Origin of the sequence: Methylobacterium pseudosasicola (assembly GCF_900114535.1) — a bacterium.
GTDB classification, from domain to species: Bacteria; Pseudomonadota; Alphaproteobacteria; order Rhizobiales; family Beijerinckiaceae; genus Methylobacterium; species Methylobacterium pseudosasicola.
Window position 1 is genome coordinate 19,870 of record NZ_FOTK01000003.1, and the last position, 17,653, is coordinate 37,522.

Sequence of the window (17,653 nt, forward strand, 5' to 3'; positions counted from 1 at the left end):
TCAGGCGGCCCGCACCGTCGCGAGGAAATGGGTCACCTCGCTCCGGAGATGCTCGGACCGGAGCGACAGTTCGGAGGCCGAGGTGAGCACCTGATTGGCCGCCGCCCCGGTCTCGTTGGCGGCGCCCGCGACCCCCGAGATGCTGCTCGTCACCTCGCCGGCGCTCGAGGCCGCCTCGGTGACGTTGCGGGCGATCTCCTGGGTCGCGGCCCCCTGCTCCTCGACGGCGGCGGCGATCAGGGTCGCCACCGCGCTGATCTCCTGGATCCGCCCGCCGATGCGGCCGATCGCCGAAACCGCATCGTCAGTGGAGGCCTGGATCCGCCCGATATGATCGCTGATCTCGTCGGTGGCCTTGGCCGTCTGGCTCGCCAGCTCCTTCACCTCCGCGGCCACCACGGCAAAACCCCGCCCGGCCTCGCCGGCGCGCGCCGCCTCGATGGTCGCGTTGAGCGCCAGGAGGTTGGTTTGGCCGGCGATGGTGGTGATCATCGTCACCACGTCGCCGATCCGGGCGGCGGCGCCGCTCAGCTCCTGCACGAGATGAGCGGTCGAGGCCGCATCCTCGACCGCGGCCTGGGTCAGCGTTGCCGCATTCGAGACCTGGCGGCCGATCTCCTGGACGGAGCTTTCCAGTTCCTCCGCGGCCGAGGCGGCGGTGTTGACGTTGGCGGCAGCGAGTTCGGCCGCGCTCGCCACCCGCAGGGATTGGCTGGCGGCGCCTGAGGCCGTGCTGGTCATGGTCGTGGCGGTGGCCTGCAACGCCGCGGCGGCCCCCGAGACCGTCCCGATAATGCCGCCGACGGCGCCCTCGAAGGCGTCGGCGATCTGGCGCATGCCGGTCTTGCGCTGTTCCTCGGCGGCCTGCCGCGCCTGGGCGGTCTCCGCCTCCAGGGCGCGCGCCCGGTTCAGGCCGTCCTTGAAGACCTGCACCGAGGCCGCCATGGCGCCGATCTCGTCCTGCCGCTCGGCATAGGGAACGGCGACGGACAGGTCCTGCGCGGCCAGCCGGGTCATGATGTCCGTCATGGTGCGGATCGGGCGGGCGACGCCTCGCAGGATCAGCCAGAAGGCGCCCGCCGTCGCGGCTAGACCGGCGATCAGCACGGCGGCCGTCACCGTCCAGGCGGTGGTGTAGGCGTCCTCGGCACGCTTCGTCGCGGTCTGCGTACCCTCGGCATTGACCTTGGCGAGATCCGCCAGCGCCCCGAAGGCGCCCACCAGCGGCGCGCGGGCCGGCGCGATGGCGTCGCGGGCCGCGGTGCGGTCACCGCGCTTGAGCGCGGCCACGATGGCCTCCCGGGACGCCAGATAGGCCTGCCACCGCGCCTCGAACGCGTTCCACAGGCCGGTCTCGCGCGGCGATCCGATATGCGACCGGTACTGATTGAATTTTTCCGGAATGGCCGCATCCATCTCGGTGAATTCGGCGTCGAGGTCGCGGTTCTCGGCACTGTCCTCGGCAATGACCTTGCGGATCGTCGTGGTGTGGTAGCGGAGTGCCAGGAACTGAAGGTCGTCCAGCTCGTGGTTCTTCACGGTCCAGACATCCCGCATCTCCCGGGCCGAATCATGCACGTCTTTGATACTCACGATATTGCATAATGAGTTTACGACCAGAAGGACCAGTCCGATAAACGAAACCAAGAACAACCGGACCGTTATGCTGCGACCGAACCGCATCTCACTCTCCACCCCACGTCATGGCGCAAGATATTATCGCGCCAGCATGACATGATGGATTTTAAGACGGCGATTTGATTTAAAAATCTGGCGACTGACAGACGGAATGTCGAGAAAATTCTTTCGCAGGCTCGACTTATAGCATGATCAGACCCGCCTGAGCCCAATCGGAAGTAGAGAAACCGCGATCGCCGCAGCGGCCTGCCGATCACGGCCGCAGCAGCACCTTGCCCACCGCCGCCCGGCGGGTCAGCAGGCCGAAGGCCTCAGGAAATTCGGACAGTGCGTAGGTGCCGTGGACCTGCGCCGTGAGCTTGCCCTCGGCGACCCAGGCCAGGAGCCGGCGCTGGTCGGCCCGGTGCGCCTCCGGCTCGCGGTCGAGAAAGGCGCCCCAATGGACGCCCTGCACGTCGAGCTCCTTCAGGAGCATCAGGTTGAGCGGCAGCCGCGGGATGCCGCCGGCGGCGAAGCCGATCACGAGGTAGCGGCCGCGCCAGCCGAGCGCCCGCAGAGCGGGTTCGGCGTAGTCGCCACCGACCGCGTCGTAGACCACGTCGACCCCGCCGCCGCTGATCCGGCGCAGTTCGTCCTTCAGGGTCGCGGGATCGTAGACGAGCGTCGCCTCGGCGCCGTGGGCGCGGGCCACCGCGAGCTTCTCCTCCGAGGAGGCGCAGGCGATCACCCGGGCGCCCATCAGCCGGCCGAGTTCCACCGCGGCGAGGCCGACGCCCCCGGAGGCGCCGAGCACGGCGAGCCATTCGCCGGGCTGGACGCGCGCCCGGTTTGCGAGCGCATGGAGAGAGGTTCCGTAGGTGATGGTGAGGCCCGCAGCTTGCGCGTCCGGCACGGCCTCTGGCACCGGCGTGAGCTTGCCGGCGTCGATGGCGATCAGCTCCGCGCAGCAGCCGTGGCCGGCATGGACGATCACCCGGTCGCCGATCGCGACGCCCGAGGCCCCCTCCCCCAGGGCCTCGACCACGCCGACGCCCTCGCCCCCTGGGGAGAATGGCAGCGGCGGCTTCACCTGATAGCGGCCGGCCACGATCAGCGTGTCGAAGAAGTTGAGCGCGGCGAGCCGGATCCGCACCAGGGCCTGCCCGGGGCCCGGCACCGGATCGGGACGCTCCACGATCTCCAGATGCTCCGGCCCATCGAGCCTCGTGCACAGCAGCGCCCGCATCCTGTCCTCCCGATCGATGTCTTTGTCTCTGTTCAGGCGAAGGTTCAGGCAAAGACCGGCCGCGCGGTCAAGCCGTCCCGATCATCTCGCGGATGCGCGCGCCCAGCACCTCGACCACGAACGGCTTGGTGATCACCTGCATGCCGGGGTCGAGCTGGCCGTTGCCCAGCACCGCATTCTCCGCGTAGCCGGTGATGAACAGCACCTTGAGGCCGGGGCGCGTGGCCCGCCCGGCCTCGGCCATTTGGCGCCCGTTCATGCCGCCGGGCAACCCGACATCGCTGACCAGCAGGTCGATGCGCACGTCGGATTGCAGCACCTTGAGGCCGGCGATGCTGTCGGCCGCCTCGATCGCCGTGTAGCCCAGATCCTCCAGCACCTCGGTGACCAGCATGCGCACGGTCGGCTCGTCGTCGACCACCAAAACGGTCTCCCCCGGCGCCGCCCGGGCCGGCGCCCCGACGGCGGTGTGCGGATCCTCCTCCGCCACGGCGCCGCCATGGCGAGGCAGGAACAGGCAAACCTTGGTGCCCTGGCCGAACTCGGAGACGATCCGGACCTGCCCGCCCGATTGCTGGGCGAAGCCGTAGATCATCGACAGGCCGAGGCCGGTGCCCTGGCCGATCGGCTTCGTGGTGAAGAACGGCTCGAACACCTTCCCGACGATCTCCGGCGGCATGCCGGTGCCGGTATCGGTGACGCGCAGCACGAGATACTCCCCCGGCGGCATGTCCCGGCGGCGGGCTTCCCGCGCGTCGAGCCGGGTGTTGACGGTCTCAATGGTGATCCGGCCGCCTTCCGGCATCGCGTCCCGGGCGTTGATGCACAGGTTGAGCAGGGCATTCTCGAGCTGAGGTGGATCGACCAGGGCCGGCCACAGGCCCGGGGCGGCGGCCACCTCCACGGTCACGGCGGGGCCGACCGTGCGCCGGATCAGTTCCTCCAGGCCGTGCACCAGCCGGTTCACATCGGTGGGTTTCGGATCGAGGGTCTGCCGGCGGGAGAAGGCGAGCAGGCGGTGCGTGAGGGCGGCGGCGCGCTTCGACGCGCCCTGGGCGGCGTTGATGTAGCGGTCGACATCCATGACGCGGCCCTGGGCCAGCCGGGTCTGGATCAGCTCCAGCGAGCCCGAGATGCCGGCGAGCAGGTTGTTGAAGTCGTGGGCGATGCCGCCGGTGAGTTGGCCCACCGCCTCCATCTTTTGCGACTGGCGCAGCGCCTCCTCGGCGGTCGCCAGCGCATCGGCGCGCTCGCGCTCCCCGGTGAAGTCGCGCCCGACCGCGTTGATCACCCCGTCCCCGGGCCGGGCCGCCCAGGTGATCCAGCGGTAACTTCCGTCCCGATGTCGGTAGCGATTATCGAACCGAGCGTGGCTGCGACCCTCGGCGAGCTGCCGGCCGCCCTCGGCGGTGCGGTCGAGATCGTCCGGATGGACGAAGTCGATGAGGTTGGTGCCGACGAGCTCGTCGGCGTGCCAGCCCAGCACCTCCGTCCAGGCCGGGTTGACCGCCGTGATGGTGCCGTCGAACAGGCAGCGCAGCATCATATCGGAGGAGAGGGTCCACAGGGCGTTGCGGTCGGCAGTGCGCTCCTCGACCTGCCGGGCCAGGGATGCGTTGAGGTCGCGCAGCTCCGCGAGCGCCGTCTCCAGCCGGGCCTGGCTACCCGCGAGGGCGGCATCGGCCAGCACCCGGCCGGTGGTCTCATTGGTGAGGATGAACAGGCCGGCGACCTTGCCGTCCGCGTCGAGCACCCGCGAATACGAGAAGGTCCACCACGTGTCCTGCGCGCCCCGGTCGGTGTCGAGCCGCCACGGCAGGTCGGTGAACCGCTCGGGCCGGCCCTCCATGGCGGCCTCGATGATGGGCTTGGCTTGAGCCCAGGCATCGGCCCAGACTTCGTCGAACCGCGCGCCCATGGCCCAGGGCAGCCTCGGCCCGAGCAAGGGAAAGTACGTGTCGTTGAAGAAGAAATGCAGATCCGGCCCCCAGGCCAGGATCATCGATTCCGGCGAGTTGAGCACGAGCGACAGGGCGGCGCGGAACTCCGCCGGCCAAGTCTCGGGCGGGCCGAGGGGATGGCCGGACCAATCGCGTGCAAGAATCATCCGCGCGGCCTCGCCGCCGCCGGAGAGGAAGGCCAGGGGATCGGTCACGGGGCGATGGTGATCTGCATCATGGGTGATGCCGCGTATGGCTGTGTTCGACCGTACTTCCAAGACTGCCAGGCGTATTTTGAAGATCGACCGGCATGATCGACGTTGAGCGCTTCCGTCTGACCGAAGACAATGACGCGGCCCGTGCAGCCGCGGACCGATTGTTCGCGGTGGTCCGGGTCGCACTCAAGCCGGTCCTGCCGCCCGCGACTGAGATCCTGCACGTCGGCGCCACAGCCATACCGGGCTGCTTGACCAAAGGAGATCTCGACCTTGTGGTGCGGGTCGATGGCCCGGCCTTCGCCGAAGCTGAAAGCCGGCTGGCGGCGCGCTTCACGCGCAACGCGGGATCGGTCCGCACGGACGACTTCGCGGCGTTCACGGATGCTGGCCGGACGCCTCATCTCGGGATCCAGCTCACGGTCAAAGGCGGGCCGCTCGATGTCTTCCACCTTTTCGCCGCGGCCCTGCGCGCCGATCCCGAACGGGTGGTCCGCTACAACGCCCTGAAGCGCGCCCACCACGACCAGCCGATGACGCTGTACCGCGCCGCGAAGGACGCGTTCATCGCCGACGTCCTGCGATCCTGCCCGCCGCCTTCGTCGCACGACGACGCTTAGACCGCCGGGATGGCGCGGGCGGGCGATTCAATGCGCCTCCTGCCAATTCCCCGCCGCCTTGGCCTCCACCACCAGCGGCACGCGCAGCGTCAGAGCCGGCGCCGGCGCCTCCTCCATGACGCCGCGGATGATCGGGATCGCCCGATCGACCTCGTCCTCGGCGGCCTCGAAGACCAACTCGTCGTGCACCTGCAGCAGCATGCTGACCTTGAGTTTTTGGGCGGTGAGCGCCCCCTCGATCCGGGTCATGGCCCGGCGGATGATGTCGGCGGCCGAGCCCTGGATCGGGGCGTTGATCGCCTGGCGCTCGACGCTGGCGCGCTCGGACGGGTTGTTGGAGCGGATCTGCGGGTAGTGGCAGACCCGGCCGAACAGGGTCGTGACGTAGCCCTTGTCCCGGCAGATCTTTTTGGTGCTGTCGATGTAGTCGCGGATGCCGGGGAACTGCTCGAAATACTGCTTGATGAACGCCGACGCCTCCTCCCGGCCGATGCCGAGGCGGTCGGCCAGCCCGAAGGCCGAGATGCCGTAGATGATGCCGAAATTGATGGTCTTGGCCCGGCGCCGCAGGTCCGGGGTCATGTCCTTGAGCGGTACGCCGAACATCGCCGAGGCGGTCGCCGCATGGATGTCGATGCCGTCCTCGAACGCTTTGCGCAGCTCCGGGATGTCGGCCATGTGGGCGAGGAGCCGCAGCTCGATCTGCGAGTAATCCGCCGAGATCAGCCGGTTGCCCGGCGCGGCCACGAAGGCCCGGCGGATGCGGCGACCCTCCTCGGTGCGGATCGGGATATTTTGGAGGTTCGGCTCCGAGGAGGACAGGCGGCCCGTCGTGGTGGCCGCCAGCGAGAACGAGGTGTGGACCCGGGCGGTCTCCCGGTCGGCATGGGTCTGGAGCGAATCCGTGTAGGTGGATTTCAGCTTCGAGAGCTGGCGCCACTCCAGGATCTTTTTGGGCAGGGGATGCCCGGCCTGGGCTAGTTCTTCGAGAAGGGTCGCGGGCGTCGCCCACTGCCCGGAGGGTGTCTTCTTGGCCCCCGGCAGGCCCATCTTTCCGAACAGAATGTCGCCGATCTGCTTGGGCGAGCCCACCGAAAACTTCTCGCCGGCATCCTCCTGGATCTCCTCCTCCAGGCGGACCAGGATCTGCGAGAAATCGCCCGAGAGCCGGCTCAGCATCTCGCGGTCTACCCGGATGCCGCGCTGCTCCATCCGAGCGATCACCGGCAGGAGCGGCCGTTCCAGGGTCTCGTAGACGGCGACCCGGTGCTCGGCGACGAGGCGCGGCTTCATCATCCGCCACAGGCGCAAGGTCACGTCCGCGTCCTCGGCCGCGTAGGCTGTGGCCTTGTCGATGGCGACGCGATCGAAGCTAACCTTGTTGCGGCCGGTGCCGGCCACATCGGAGAACGTGATCGGCTGGTGGCCGAGATGGCGGCGGGCCAGCTCGTCCATGCCGTGGCCGCCCTTGCCGGCATCGAGCACGTAGGAGATCAGCATCGTATCGTCGAACGGCGCGATCTCGATGCCGTAGCGGGCGAGCACGACCCAATCGTATTTCAGGTTCTGGCCGACCTTCAGCACCCCGGAATTCTCGAGGAGCGGCTTCAGGCGGGCGATGGCAGCGTCCAGCGGGATCTGGCCGGGGACGGGCTCGGCCACGTCGGAGGCGGCTGCGCCCTCGCCGAACAGGTCGGTGGCGTCGGCCTGCACCTTCGCGGCTTGGATATGGGCCAGTGGGATGTAGCAGGCCCGCCCGGTGGCGGTGGCCAGCGAGACACCCACGAGCCCGGCCTTGTGGGCATCGAGGGCATCGGTCTCGGTATCGACCGCGACCACCCCGGCCTCTTCGGCCTCGGCAATCCAGGCGTCGAGCTGGTCCAGGGACGCGACAGTCTCGTAGGCGGCCGTGTCGAACGGCGCCACCGCCTCCGCGGCGCGGGCGGCCACCACGTTGCCCGGCGTCGCCTCGATCGGCGCCCGGGGCTTGGCCGGCGCGTCCGGCAGGTCGAGATCGGCGAAGGGATCGACCTCGCCGCCCTCGGGCGGGGCGGCGCCCGGCGGCCGCTCGGCCCCGGCGGCCTCGGTCTCCGGGTCCGGCGGAACGGAATCGCCGAAGAACGGCACCGCGTCGCTACCGCCGGCGCCGTTGCTGTAGCCGTGGGGCTTGGCGCCGGGCAGCAGCGCCGGATCGGGCTTCACCGCCTCGGGATCGACATGCAGCATCTGGGCGATGCGGCGGGTCAGGGTGTTGAACTCCATCGCCTTGAGGAAGCCGACGAGTTTTTGCGGGTCGGGCTCGGGGACGCGCAGGTCGTCGAGGTCGACCGGGACCGGCACGTCCTCCACCAGAGCCACCAGTTTGCGCGACAGCTTGGCCTGCTCGACATTGGCGAGCAGGGTCTCGCGGCGCTTGGGCTGCTTGATCTCACCGGCCCGCTCCAGCAGCGCCTCAAGGCTGCCGAACTCCTTGATCAAAGCCGCGGCGGTCTTCAGGCCGATGCCGGGCACGCCGGGGACGTTGTCGGAGGTGTCGCCGATCAGCGCTAAAGCGTCGCCGATCTGGTTGGGCTGCAGGCCCTCCCACTTGGCGATGATCGCCTCGACATCGAGGTTGCGCTCGGGCCGGTAGCCGGCCTTGCCCTTGGCGCCGGATTCGAAATCGTAGAACCGGACCAGAGGCCCGACGAGTTGCATCAGGTCCTTGTCGGACGAGACGATGATGACCCCCGCGCCCCTTGCCTCCGCCTGCCTTGTGTAGGTGGCGATGAGGTCGTCGGCCTCGTAGCGCTGCAGCTCCACAGCGTGCAGGCCGAAGGCCCGCACCGCGTCGCGCATCAGCGGCATCTGGCGCTTCAGGTCATCGGGGGCGTCGGGGCGGTGGCCTTTGTAATCCGGGAACATCTCCTTGCGGAACGAGCCCTCGGACTTGTCGAAGACGATGCCGAGATGGGTCGGCATCGTGCCGGCGGCCCCCTCCTGGATGAACTGCGCGATCTTGGTGCAGAACAGCCGCACGGCGCCGGTGGGCAGACCGTCCGAGGGACGCGAATTGTACTTCTGGTCCTGGTTGATCGACTGGAAATAGGCCCGGAAGATGAACGAGGAGCCGTCGACCAGGATCACCTGATCGCCCGGGCCGACTTTTTTGGGACTTGCGGCGGCGGTCTCGACGGTCATGGGCGCAGGCGTCTCGGGGCGATCAGGGGTCGGGCGCGCGGGCGAGTTCGGCCCGGCAGGCCGCGACGAGAACGGGCAATTCGTCGTGGACGGTGAGCCAGACGATGTCCAGAGTCACGCTGTCGTGGCCGTGGCGGTAGACGTTGCCCGCCCCCGCGATCAGTCGCCACGGTACGTCCAGATGCCGGGCCTTCGCGGCAGGGCTGAGCCGGCGGCTCGCCTCAGAGATGATCTCCAGGCAGCGCACGACGGCGTAATGGGTGCGGTCGTCCGCCGCGAAGGTCGCAAACGTGAATCCGGCCACGAAGGCGACGGCCCGCTGCGCGTTGGCGACGATATCCGCGCAGGCGGCACGGTCGCGCTCAGAAGGCGACAAGGGCATCGCGCTCGGCCCGCTGCCGGATTTGGTCCTTCAGGCCGGCACGGTTGGCAACATCGACGCGGATCGGGAACAGGTCGCCGATGAAGCGGCACAGCCCGACATAGCCGTAGACGCCCCCCACCACCGGGGCATCGATCTCGATCATCACGTCGAGGTCGCTGTCGGCACCTGCCTCGCCGCGGGCGACGGAGCCGAACAGGGCCGCGTGCCGGACGCCGCGGCGGCGCAGCTCGGCCTCGTTGGCACGCAGGATGGCGAGGGCGGAGTGGCGGTCCATGTCGGAGGGGCCGGGCGGATGCAGAACGCCGGCAGGTTAACAGAAACGAGGCGGCAGGACTCAAGCCTTACCGCCCACATCCCCGCCGGATTGGCGAGGCTCAGCCGCGACGGCCGATCAGGCGGCCAGTTCGCGCCCGATCTCCTGCACCCGGCGCAGGTCGTCTACGAAAGCCGCGTAGGCCTCCGCCTTGGCCTCGTCGGGCAAGCGCAGCAGGTAGGACGGGTGGACCGTGATGAAGCCCTGGAAGCGGTTGTCGAGCCGATCGAACCGGAACGGGCCGCGCGCCCGGGTGATCGGGATCGCCTTACCGGTCAGCGCCAGCACCGCGGTGGCGCCGAGGGCCACCACGAGCTTCGGGGCCACGAAGTCGAGCTCCCGGTCGAGCCACCAGCGGTAGTGGCTGACCTCGCCGGCCGTGGGCTTCTGGTGGATGCGGCGCTTGCCGCGCTCCTCAAACTTGAAATGCTTCACCGCGTTCGTGAGGTAGCTCGCCCCGCGGTCGACCCCAGCCTCCGCCATGGCCCGCGAGAGCAGCTGGCCCGCGGGTCCGACGAAAGGCCGGCCCTGCCGGTCTTCCTGGTCGCCGGGCTGCTCGCCCACGAAGGCGATGGTGGCGCCGACCGGCCCCTCGCCGAGGACGGCCTGCGTGGCGCCCGGCACCAGCGGCTCGGTCCGCTTGATGATGGCGTTCAGTTCGTCGAGGTTTTTTGGATCCTGGTCGGCCATGGCGGCAACGGCGCGGGCGGGTTCGCGGCGTGTGGGCAAGGTCGGCTCCCTCTCGATCATGGCTTCGGTCCGTCCCGCCGCCGCCCGGACGAGGGCGGGGATCGCGGCGGTCTCGGGCATGTTGCGCCAGTACTTCTTGGGCATCTCCGCCCGCATGGCCTTCAGGTTGGTGCGGGCCGGGTTGAACGTGCTCTCGTAATAGGTTTGCCAGCCGGCCTCGAAGCCGTCGCCCTCGGGCAGCGCGGCCCGGTCGCCCGGCGGTCCGTAGGTCAGGGTTTCGGTATCCCAATGCGCCGAGCCGTCGGGCGTCAGGATCGACCAGCGCATGCCGCGAAAGCGCGCGACGAAGAACGGCGCGGCCGCCTCCAGGATGTGGTGGTCGGGCTCGAACCACGCCACGAAATGCTCGCCGCCCGAATCCTCGGCGCGGCGGAAGCGCAAGAAGGCGTGCATCTTGTGCAGGTCGCGCCCGATCGCCTTCGCCATCCGGTGCAGGCGGTGGATCAGGGGATCGCTGCCGACCTCCATCAGGTGCCGCTCGCCCTGGCAGACCCGCCAGATCAGGGCGTAGAGCAGGCCGTAGCGTTCAGGATCGCGATGGGGGATCACCTGCGGGATCAGGCCGGCGACGGCCTTGGGCAGGGCGAGCGGCGCGCTTGCGGCCTGAACCGGTTCGGCGCCGAATAGCCCGGGCGAATCCGTTACCGACCACGTCACCGCCTCGGGCGGGACGCCCTGCGCGACGAGCCGGCGCGCGGCATCGCGGAAGCCGGTGAGATCGGCGCCCGGGCGCAGGAGGATGCTCTGCGGCCGACGCGGATCGCCTCCCCCCTCTGCGGGGGAGGGTGGCCCCCGGAGGGGGTCGGGAGAGGGGAGCGCCGCTTCCGGAAGAGTCGCGACGACCGCGCCATCCTGCATCGTCGCGCTGCCCCTCTCCCGACCCGGCCTGACGGCCGGCCCACCCTCCCCCGCAGAGGGGGGAGGGAAAGGCGCGGTTCCGGCTTTCATCAAAACAAGCTCAGCTGCCGGGCCGGCTCGACTAGGCGTTCGCGCAGGTCGAGCCGGTCGGTGAGCCCCACCGGGCGATGGTCGGCCGCGATCAGGAACGGGCGCGCGCGCTTCAGACCGGAGGTCAGCCGGGCGACGTCGTCGAGGCGCAGGGTCGCGTGGCGGCGCGCCGTGACGATCTTGTCGACCGCCTTGGCGCCGAGGCCCGGCACCCGCAGCAGCCATTCCCGGTCCGCCTTATTGACGTCCACGGGAAATTTTTCGCGGTGCTTGAGCGCCCAGGCGAGCTTCGGGTCGATGTCGAGGGCGAGCATGCCGCCCTCCGAGGCATCAGCGACCTCGTCAGGGGTGAACTCGTAATACCGAAGCAGCCAATCGGCCTGGTACAGCCGGTGCTCCCGCTGGAGCGGCGGCGGCTTCGGCGGCAGGATCGCCGAGCCGTCCGGGATCGGGCTGAAGGCCGAGTAATAGACCCGCTTCAGACCAACGCTGCCGTAGAGATGCGCGCTCTTGCGGATCAGGGCCTCGTCGGTGGTGGCATCTGCCCCGACGATCACCTGGGTCGAGTGCCCGGCCGGGGAGAAGCGCCGTTTCTCCGCCTTGGCCTCGACGATGCGCTCGCCGATCTGCGCCATGGCGTTCTGGATCGCGGCGCCGTCCTTCTCGGGGGCGAGGCGCTCCAGGCTCGCCTCGGTGGGCAATTCGACATTGATCGAGAGCCGATCGGCGTAGAGGCCGGCCTCCTCGATCAGCCAGGGGCTCGCCTCCGGGATCGACTTGAGATGGATGTAGCCGGCAAAGCCGTGGTCGCGTCGGAGCGACTTCGCCACCCGGGTCAGCAGCTCCATCGTGTGGTCCGGCGATTTGATGATACCGGACGACAGGAACAGGCCCTCAATGTAGTTGCGCCGGTAGAAATTGAGGGTGAGGTTCACGACCTCCTCGACGGAAAACTTCGCCCGCCGGACGTTCGAGGACCGCCGGTTGATGCAATAGGCGCAATCGAACAGGCACCAGTTGGTCAGCAGGATCTTCAGCAGCGAGACGCAGCGCCCGTCCGGCGTGTAGGCGTGGCAGATGCCGGCCCCGGTGGTGGAGCCCAGCCCGTCCTTCCCGGCCGCGCGCTTCGGCGCCGCCGAGGAGGCGCAGGAGGCATCATACTTGGCGGCATCGGCCAGGATGCGCAGTTTCTTGGCCAGGGTTTCGTCCATCGAACAGACAATGAACGAGAGGCCTGAAGGTGCAAGGCCGACCCGCGCCCGGCCCCCGTCCGCGATGCCGCACCCGACTGATAGCCGGGCAGAATCTCCTCACTCCACCTCATCCGACTCGGCATCGACCACCCGGCGGGCAAGATCATAAGAGAAACCGGCCCGGGCCAGGGCGCCGAGGTCGCGGTCGCGGTGGAGCGCCCGCGTGTCGGGCCGGCGATGCGTGCCGAGGCGTCGCCGCTTGGCGTAGGCGCGGGCCGCCTGCAGCTCGATATCGGCAGCCTCCGACTTGGGGATCGCCTCGCGCTCGGCCCGCATCGTGGCCTCGACCACGTCGCGGGGCACCCCCTTGGCGGCGAGCTTCGCCGCGGCGCCCCGGGTCGACGTGCCCCGTCGGCGCAACGTGGCAAGCCGGGTATCGGCGAAGCGGGCATCGTCCACGAGACCGGCCGAGACCGCCCGCGCCACGGTGGCGGCGATCATCTCGGCGAAGGCGGACGGGTCCTCGCCGCGCAGCCGGGCGCGCTTGTCGACCCGCCGCGCCAGGGTCCGGCGCAGCATCTCGGTCGAGGCGCTGTAGCGCTCCAAGTAATAGAGCGCGACGCGCTGCAGCCAGGCCGCACTGACCGGGCCGGGCGGCCGACGCTCCGCATTGCGGGTTCCTGGCCCGGATTCTGCAACGTTTGGTGGTTTCACCGGTTCTTCACGATCTCGACAGGTTTGCGTTCCATGACTTGGGTATGGAACGCGCGCAACGCGACAGGCTCGGCCATGGTCCGGAGCAAAGTCCTTCGCCCGAACGCACCCACGGCCCGTGGCGGAGACGCCTGCGCGTCGCGGCGACGATCCTGATGCGCCGCGAGTGGCTCCTCGTTCTGGTAGCCCTCGGGCTGGCCGCAGTCGCGGCCGGCATCGTCTATCTGTCGCGCCCCACCACCCTGACGGTGGCGGTCGGCCCCCAGGACGGGGCCGAGGCCGCCTTGATCGAGGCCTATGCCAACGCCCTCGACCGGAGCCGTGAGGATGTCCGCCTCCGGGTCGTCCGATTCAGCGACGTGCGCGACAGCGCCCTGGCGCTCCAGCGCAACCGTGCCGACCTCGCGGTGGTGCGGCCGGACGTGTTCCTGCCCGAGAACGGCCTGACCCTGGCGATCCTGCACGACGAGGCCCTGGTGATCGCGGCGCCCGAGGGGGCCGAGATCGAGGACGTACCGGCGCTCGCGCGCAAGCGCCTCGGCATCGTCGTGCGCCACGGCGCCGACCTGCCGTTCCTGACGAACCTGCTCTCCTTCTACGATCTTCTGCCGGACAGCCCGGCCGCGGATGCACCGCAGGGCGATCCTGCGGCCGAGACCGAGATCGCCGCCGGCCACGTGCAGGTGGTGCCGTTGAAGATCGGCGAGGTCACGGCGGCGCTCACCGAGAAACGCGTCGACGCAGTGGCGGTGATCGCGAGCCCGGCCTCAAAGATCACCGGCGCCGTCGTGCGCGCCATCGAGCAGGGCTCCCCCGACCGCAAGATCGGGTTTGTATCGATCCCGGACGGGGATGCGATCCTGCAGCGCTTCCCCGAATTGCAGGCGGTGACCATCCCGGCCGGGACCTTCGGCGGGCGCCCGAAGCGCCCCGACGAGGAGGTCCGCACCGTCGGCGCCTCCTACCGCCTGATGGCCCGGGGCTCGGTCAGCCGGGTCGCCATCGCCTCGGCGACGCAGCACCTGTTCGAATGGCGCTCGCGGCTCGCCGCCGCGGCCCCGGCCGCCAAGCTGATGAAGGCGCCGGATTTCGACACAACGGTCGCGGCGACCTCGGCGCGCTTGCCGAACCACCCGGGCGCCGTCGACTATTTCGAGCGCGAGCAGCAGACCTTCCTCGATCGCTACGAGGATTACATCTACCTGCTGGCCTTCTTCGGCGGCACGATCGGCTCCGGCATCGCCTGGATCGGGCAACGGCTCGCGCGCAAGCGCCGGGAGCGCATTGACATCGTGCTCGACCGCCTGCTCGACATCATGCACGAGGTCCGCGCCGCCACCAGCGCAGCCGAGCTCGATGAGATCGCGATCGAGACCGACGGGCTGGTGGCCGACGTCGTCTGCTATGCCCGGGAGCGCAGCATCGATTCCCGGACGGTCAGTGCCCTGATCCTGGCGGTGGACGGCGTCCACGCGGCGATCGCCGACGCGCGGCGGCGCGCCGACGACTCGGCGCCCGCAGCGACCAGCCGACCGCGCACGGCGCGGCTCCTGGCCCTCAACCTGCCGGCGGCGGAGTAACGATGGCCTTTTCCCGCACCGCCTCAGACGTCGTTTCCGATCAGGCGGGGCGGCGGGACGGAAGGCGTTGCCTCGCGCTCCGCATCTCCGCAAAGCTGGCGGCGTAGGCATATCATGCTAACGGGGGGCATGTTCGATCCCGTCGCCGCCCTCGAAACGGTTCTCGAAAATCTCGACCGCGAAGCCCGCGAGCCGACGAAGCTGCGCGCCGCCCTGGTGCCGGAGCTGCGCCGGGTCATCGAGAAGGGCCACCGCGCCGCAGAGGCGCAGCTGCTCCAGGACCGCAACGGGCTTGCCTGCGCGCAGACGCTGTCCGCCCTGACCGACGCCGTGGTCCGGGCGATCCACGACGCCGTGGTCTGGCGACTCTACCCCAACGACAACCCCTCCACCGGCGAGCAGCTCGCGGTGGTCGCCACCGGCGGCTACGGCCGGGGCACGATGGCGCCCGGCTCCGACATCGATCTGCTGTTCCTGCTGCCCTACAAGCAGACCGCGTGGTCGGAGAGCGTCGTCGAGGCGATGCTCTACGTGCTGTGGGACCTGAAGCTTAAGGTCGGCCACGCCACCCGCTCCGTGGAGGAATGCCTCCGCGAGGCCAAGGCCGACATGACGATCCGCACCGCGCTGCTGGAGGCGCGCTACCTGTTCGGCACGCGGATCCTGTTCGAGGAGTTGGTGACCCGCTTCGACGCCGAATTGGTCGTCGGCTCGGCCGCCGAGTTCGTGGACGCGAAGCTGCGCGAGCGCGACGCCCGGGTCTCGAAGGCCGGCTTGTCGCGCTACCTGGTCGAGCCCAACGTCAAGGACGGCAAGGGCGGCCTGCGCGACCTCAACACGCTGTTCTGGATCGCCAAATACACCTACCGGGTGCGCGACCAGATCGAGCTCGTGGGCGCCGGCCTGTTCACGCAAGAGGAATACGCGCTGTTCGAGCGCTGCGACGAGTTCCTGTGGCGGGTCCGCTGCCACATGCACTTCGTCACTAAGCGGTCGGAGGAAAGGCTGTCCTTCGGCCTGCAACCCCGGATCGCCGAGCGCTTCGGCTATGAGGCGCGGGGCGGCCTATCCGGGGTCGAGCGCTTCATGAAGGCGTATTTCCGCGTCGCCAAGGATGTCGGCGATCTCACCGCCATCGTCTGCGCCGAGTTGGAGGCGCGCCACGCCAAGCGCACGCCGGTGCTCGACCGCTGGATCGTCCGGTTCCGCGACCGCTTCCGCGCCACCGCCATCGAGGCGGAGGATTTCTGGATCGACCACGGCCGGGTGAATCTCCGCGCCGAGGACGCGTTCGAGCGCGATCCGGTCAACCTGATCCGCCTGTTCTGGCTGGCCGACCGGCACAACCTGGCGATCCACCCGGACGCCAAGCGGCTGGCGAACCGGTCCCGGCGCCTCATCACCCCGACCCTGCGGGCGGATCCGGAGGCCAACCGGCTATTCATCGAAATCCTGACCTCGCGCAACGCCCCCGAGGAGGCCCTGCGCGAGATGAACGAGGCCGGCGTGCTCGGCCGGTTCATCCCGGATTTCGGCCGCATCGTCGCGATGATGCAGTTCAACATGTACCACCACTTCACGGTGGACGAGCACCTGCTGCGCACCGTTGGGGTGCTGGCGGCGATCGAGTCGGGCCGCGCCGAGGAGGCCTATCCGCTGGTCTCGCGGTTGATCCACACGATCCACAACCGCACGGCGCTCTACGTGGCAATCCTGCTGCACGACATCGCGAAGGGCCGGCCCGAGGACCACTCCATCGCGGGCGCCGCGATCGCGGAAAAACTCTGTCCGCGCTTCGGCCTCACCGAGGCCGAGACCGAGACCGTGACCTGGCTGGTCGAGCATCACCTGCTCATGTCGATGACCGCGCAGAGTCGCGACCTGTCGGACGCCAAGACGATCGAGCGCTTCGCCTCGGTGGTGCAGAGCCTGGAGCGGCTGAAGCTCCTGACCATCCTGACGGTGGCCGATATCAGCGCGGTCGGTCCCGGGGTCTGGACCGCCTGGAAGGGCACTCTGGTCCGCACCCTCTACGACGAAACCGAGGTGTTCCTCTCCGGCGGCCATTCCGAGATCGCCCGCACCGACCGGGTGCGGCTCGTCCAGATGAGCCTGCGCGAGCAGCTGCCCGAATGGGCCTCGGAGGAGTTCGATGCCTACGCGGCGCGCCACGGCCAGGCCTACTGGCTGAAGGTCGACAGCACGCGCCAGCTCAAGAACGCGATCTTCCTGCGCGACGTGCTGAGCGAGGGCCGCACCAGCGCCACCGACGTGGCCCTCGATCCGGTGCGGGGTGTCACCGAGATCACGATCTACTCGCCGGACCACCCGCGCCTGCTCGCGATCATCACCGGGGCCTGCGCGGCGGCCGGCAGCAACATCGTCGACGCGCAGATCTTCACGACCACGGACGGCTTCGCCCTCGACACGATCTTCATCTCGCGGGCCTTCGAGCGCGACGAGGACGAGCTGCGCCGGAGCAAGCGCATCACCGCGGCGATCGAGCGCTCGCTGAAGGGCGAGATCCGCATCGCCGACCTCGTCGCCGACAAGCACCCACCGACCAGCGCTCGGGCCAAGACCTTCCTGGTGCCGCCGGATGTCGGAATCGACAACGCCCTGTCCTCCCGCGAGACCGTGGTGGAGGTGACCGGCCTCGACCGGCCCGGCCTGCTCTACGAGCTGACCACCGCGTTCGGCCGGCTGTCGCTCAACATCACCTCGGCGCATGTGGCGACCTTCGGCGAGCGCGCGGTGGACGTCTTCTACGTCACCGACCTCACGGGCACGCGGGTGACGCAGCCCGACCGGCAGGCGGCGATCCGCAAGGCGATGCTGGACGTGTTCGCGGGCGACGTGGCCGCCCTCAAGGCCGAGGGGCTGGAGGCTCTGGTCGCCGCGCCGCCGCCGCGCGAGGCGTGAGCGTACGGGTTGATTTCGGCCGTCCCGGGT

At 69.4% G+C, this 17,653-nt stretch carries 12 protein-coding genes; 3 read left to right on the forward strand and 9 right to left on the reverse strand.

The window, feature by feature from the left end:
* The 3 genes from BM228_RS03930 to BM228_RS03940 all read right to left on the reverse strand — a co-directional run bounded on the left by BM228_RS03930 (nt 1) and on the right by BM228_RS03940 (nt 5,018).
* Entirely contained in the window at nt 1-1,683 is a 1,683-nt protein-coding gene (locus BM228_RS03930; protein WP_092037419.1) for a methyl-accepting chemotaxis protein, read from the reverse strand.
* A gap of 208 nt (nt 1,684-1,891) precedes the next feature.
* A complete protein-coding gene (locus tag BM228_RS03935; protein WP_092037420.1) occupies nt 1,892-2,863 on the reverse strand; it encodes an NADPH:quinone oxidoreductase family protein in 972 nt (323 codons plus the stop codon).
* 67 nt (nt 2,864-2,930) lie between these two features.
* On the reverse strand, nt 2,931-5,018 hold the full coding sequence (locus BM228_RS03940) for a hybrid sensor histidine kinase/response regulator (protein WP_092037422.1): 2,088 nt from the start codon (nt 5,016-5,018) through the stop codon (nt 2,931-2,933).
* A gap of 95 nt (nt 5,019-5,113) precedes the next feature.
* On the opposite strand from BM228_RS03940, the gene BM228_RS03945 reads away from it, so the two are divergent.
* Nucleotides 5,114-5,638, forward strand: coding sequence for a GrpB family protein (locus BM228_RS03945; RefSeq protein ID WP_092037423.1), 525 nt, complete (start codon nt 5,114-5,116; stop codon nt 5,636-5,638).
* A 27-nt stretch (nt 5,639-5,665) separates the two neighbouring features.
* On the opposite strand, the gene polA is transcribed toward BM228_RS03945, so the two are convergent.
* From polA to BM228_RS03975, 6 genes are all read right to left on the reverse strand, one after another.
* A complete protein-coding gene (gene polA, locus BM228_RS03950; protein WP_092037425.1) occupies nt 5,666-8,818 on the reverse strand; it encodes a DNA polymerase I in 3,153 nt (1,050 codons plus the stop codon).
* Between the two features lie 22 nt (nt 8,819-8,840).
* Nucleotides 8,841-9,200 (reverse strand): HepT-like ribonuclease domain-containing protein, encoded by a 360-nt coding sequence (locus tag BM228_RS03955; protein ID WP_092037427.1) that lies wholly within the window; start codon nt 9,198-9,200, stop codon nt 8,841-8,843.
* On the reverse strand, nt 9,181-9,477 hold the full coding sequence (locus tag BM228_RS03960) for a nucleotidyltransferase family protein (RefSeq protein WP_092037429.1): 297 nt from the start codon (nt 9,475-9,477) through the stop codon (nt 9,181-9,183). Before BM228_RS03960 ends, BM228_RS03955 begins: the two co-directional genes overlap by 20 nt.
* A gap of 117 nt (nt 9,478-9,594) precedes the next feature.
* Nucleotides 9,595-11,124, reverse strand: a complete 1,530-nt coding sequence (locus BM228_RS03965; protein ID WP_092037431.1) for a UdgX family uracil-DNA binding protein — start codon at nt 11,122-11,124, stop codon at nt 9,595-9,597.
* 89 nt (nt 11,125-11,213) lie between these two features.
* Nucleotides 11,214-12,425, reverse strand: coding sequence for a putative DNA modification/repair radical SAM protein (locus tag BM228_RS03970; protein ID WP_092037433.1), 1,212 nt, complete (start codon nt 12,423-12,425; stop codon nt 11,214-11,216).
* 99 nt (nt 12,426-12,524) lie between these two features.
* Nucleotides 12,525-13,121 carry a RecX family transcriptional regulator gene (locus BM228_RS03975; protein ID WP_092037435.1) on the reverse strand — a complete coding sequence of 199 codons (597 nt, stop codon included), beginning with the start codon at nt 13,119-13,121 and terminating at the stop codon, nt 12,525-12,527.
* Between the two features lie 155 nt (nt 13,122-13,276).
* Here BM228_RS03975 and BM228_RS03980 point away from each other — a divergent pair, with 155 nt between their 5' ends.
* Both BM228_RS03980 and BM228_RS03985 read left to right on the forward strand, forming a co-directional pair.
* The gene (locus BM228_RS03980) at nt 13,277-14,701 is read left to right on the forward strand and encodes a TAXI family TRAP transporter solute-binding subunit (protein ID WP_092037436.1); all 1,425 of its coding nucleotides are present in this window, start codon (nt 13,277-13,279) and stop codon (nt 14,699-14,701) included.
* Between the two features lie 129 nt (nt 14,702-14,830).
* On the forward strand, nt 14,831-17,623 hold the full coding sequence (locus tag BM228_RS03985) for a [protein-PII] uridylyltransferase (protein ID WP_244537005.1): 2,793 nt from the start codon (nt 14,831-14,833) through the stop codon (nt 17,621-17,623).
* The last annotated feature ends 30 nt before the right edge of the window (nt 17,624-17,653 follow it).

Bases quoted from the DNA above. Each gene is read 5' to 3' on its own strand.
- BM228_RS03960 (WP_092037429.1), bottom strand. From the start codon at position 9,477: ATGGACCGCCACTCCGCCCTCGCCATCCTGCGTGCCAACGAGGCCGAG.
- BM228_RS03980 (WP_092037436.1), top strand. From the start codon at position 13,277: ATGCGCCGCGAGTGGCTCCTCGTTCTGGTAGCCCTCGGGCTGGCCGCA.
- BM228_RS03965 (WP_092037431.1), bottom strand. From the start codon at position 11,124: ATGCAGGATGGCGCGGTCGTCGCGACTCTTCCGGAAGCGGCGCTCCCC.
- BM228_RS03970 (WP_092037433.1), bottom strand. From the start codon at position 12,425: ATGGACGAAACCCTGGCCAAGAAACTGCGCATCCTGGCCGATGCCGCC.
- BM228_RS03985 (WP_244537005.1), top strand. From the start codon at position 14,831: ATGTTCGATCCCGTCGCCGCCCTCGAAACGGTTCTCGAAAATCTCGAC.
- BM228_RS03955 (WP_092037427.1), bottom strand. From the start codon at position 9,200: ATGCCCTTGTCGCCTTCTGAGCGCGACCGTGCCGCCTGCGCGGATATC.
- BM228_RS03935 (WP_092037420.1), bottom strand. From the start codon at position 2,863: ATGCGGGCGCTGCTGTGCACGAGGCTCGATGGGCCGGAGCATCTGGAG.
- BM228_RS03945 (WP_092037423.1), top strand. From the start codon at position 5,114: ATGATCGACGTTGAGCGCTTCCGTCTGACCGAAGACAATGACGCGGCC.
- BM228_RS03930 (WP_092037419.1), bottom strand. From the start codon at position 1,683: ATGCGGTTCGGTCGCAGCATAACGGTCCGGTTGTTCTTGGTTTCGTTT.
- polA (WP_092037425.1), bottom strand. From the start codon at position 8,818: ATGACCGTCGAGACCGCCGCCGCAAGTCCCAAAAAAGTCGGCCCGGGC.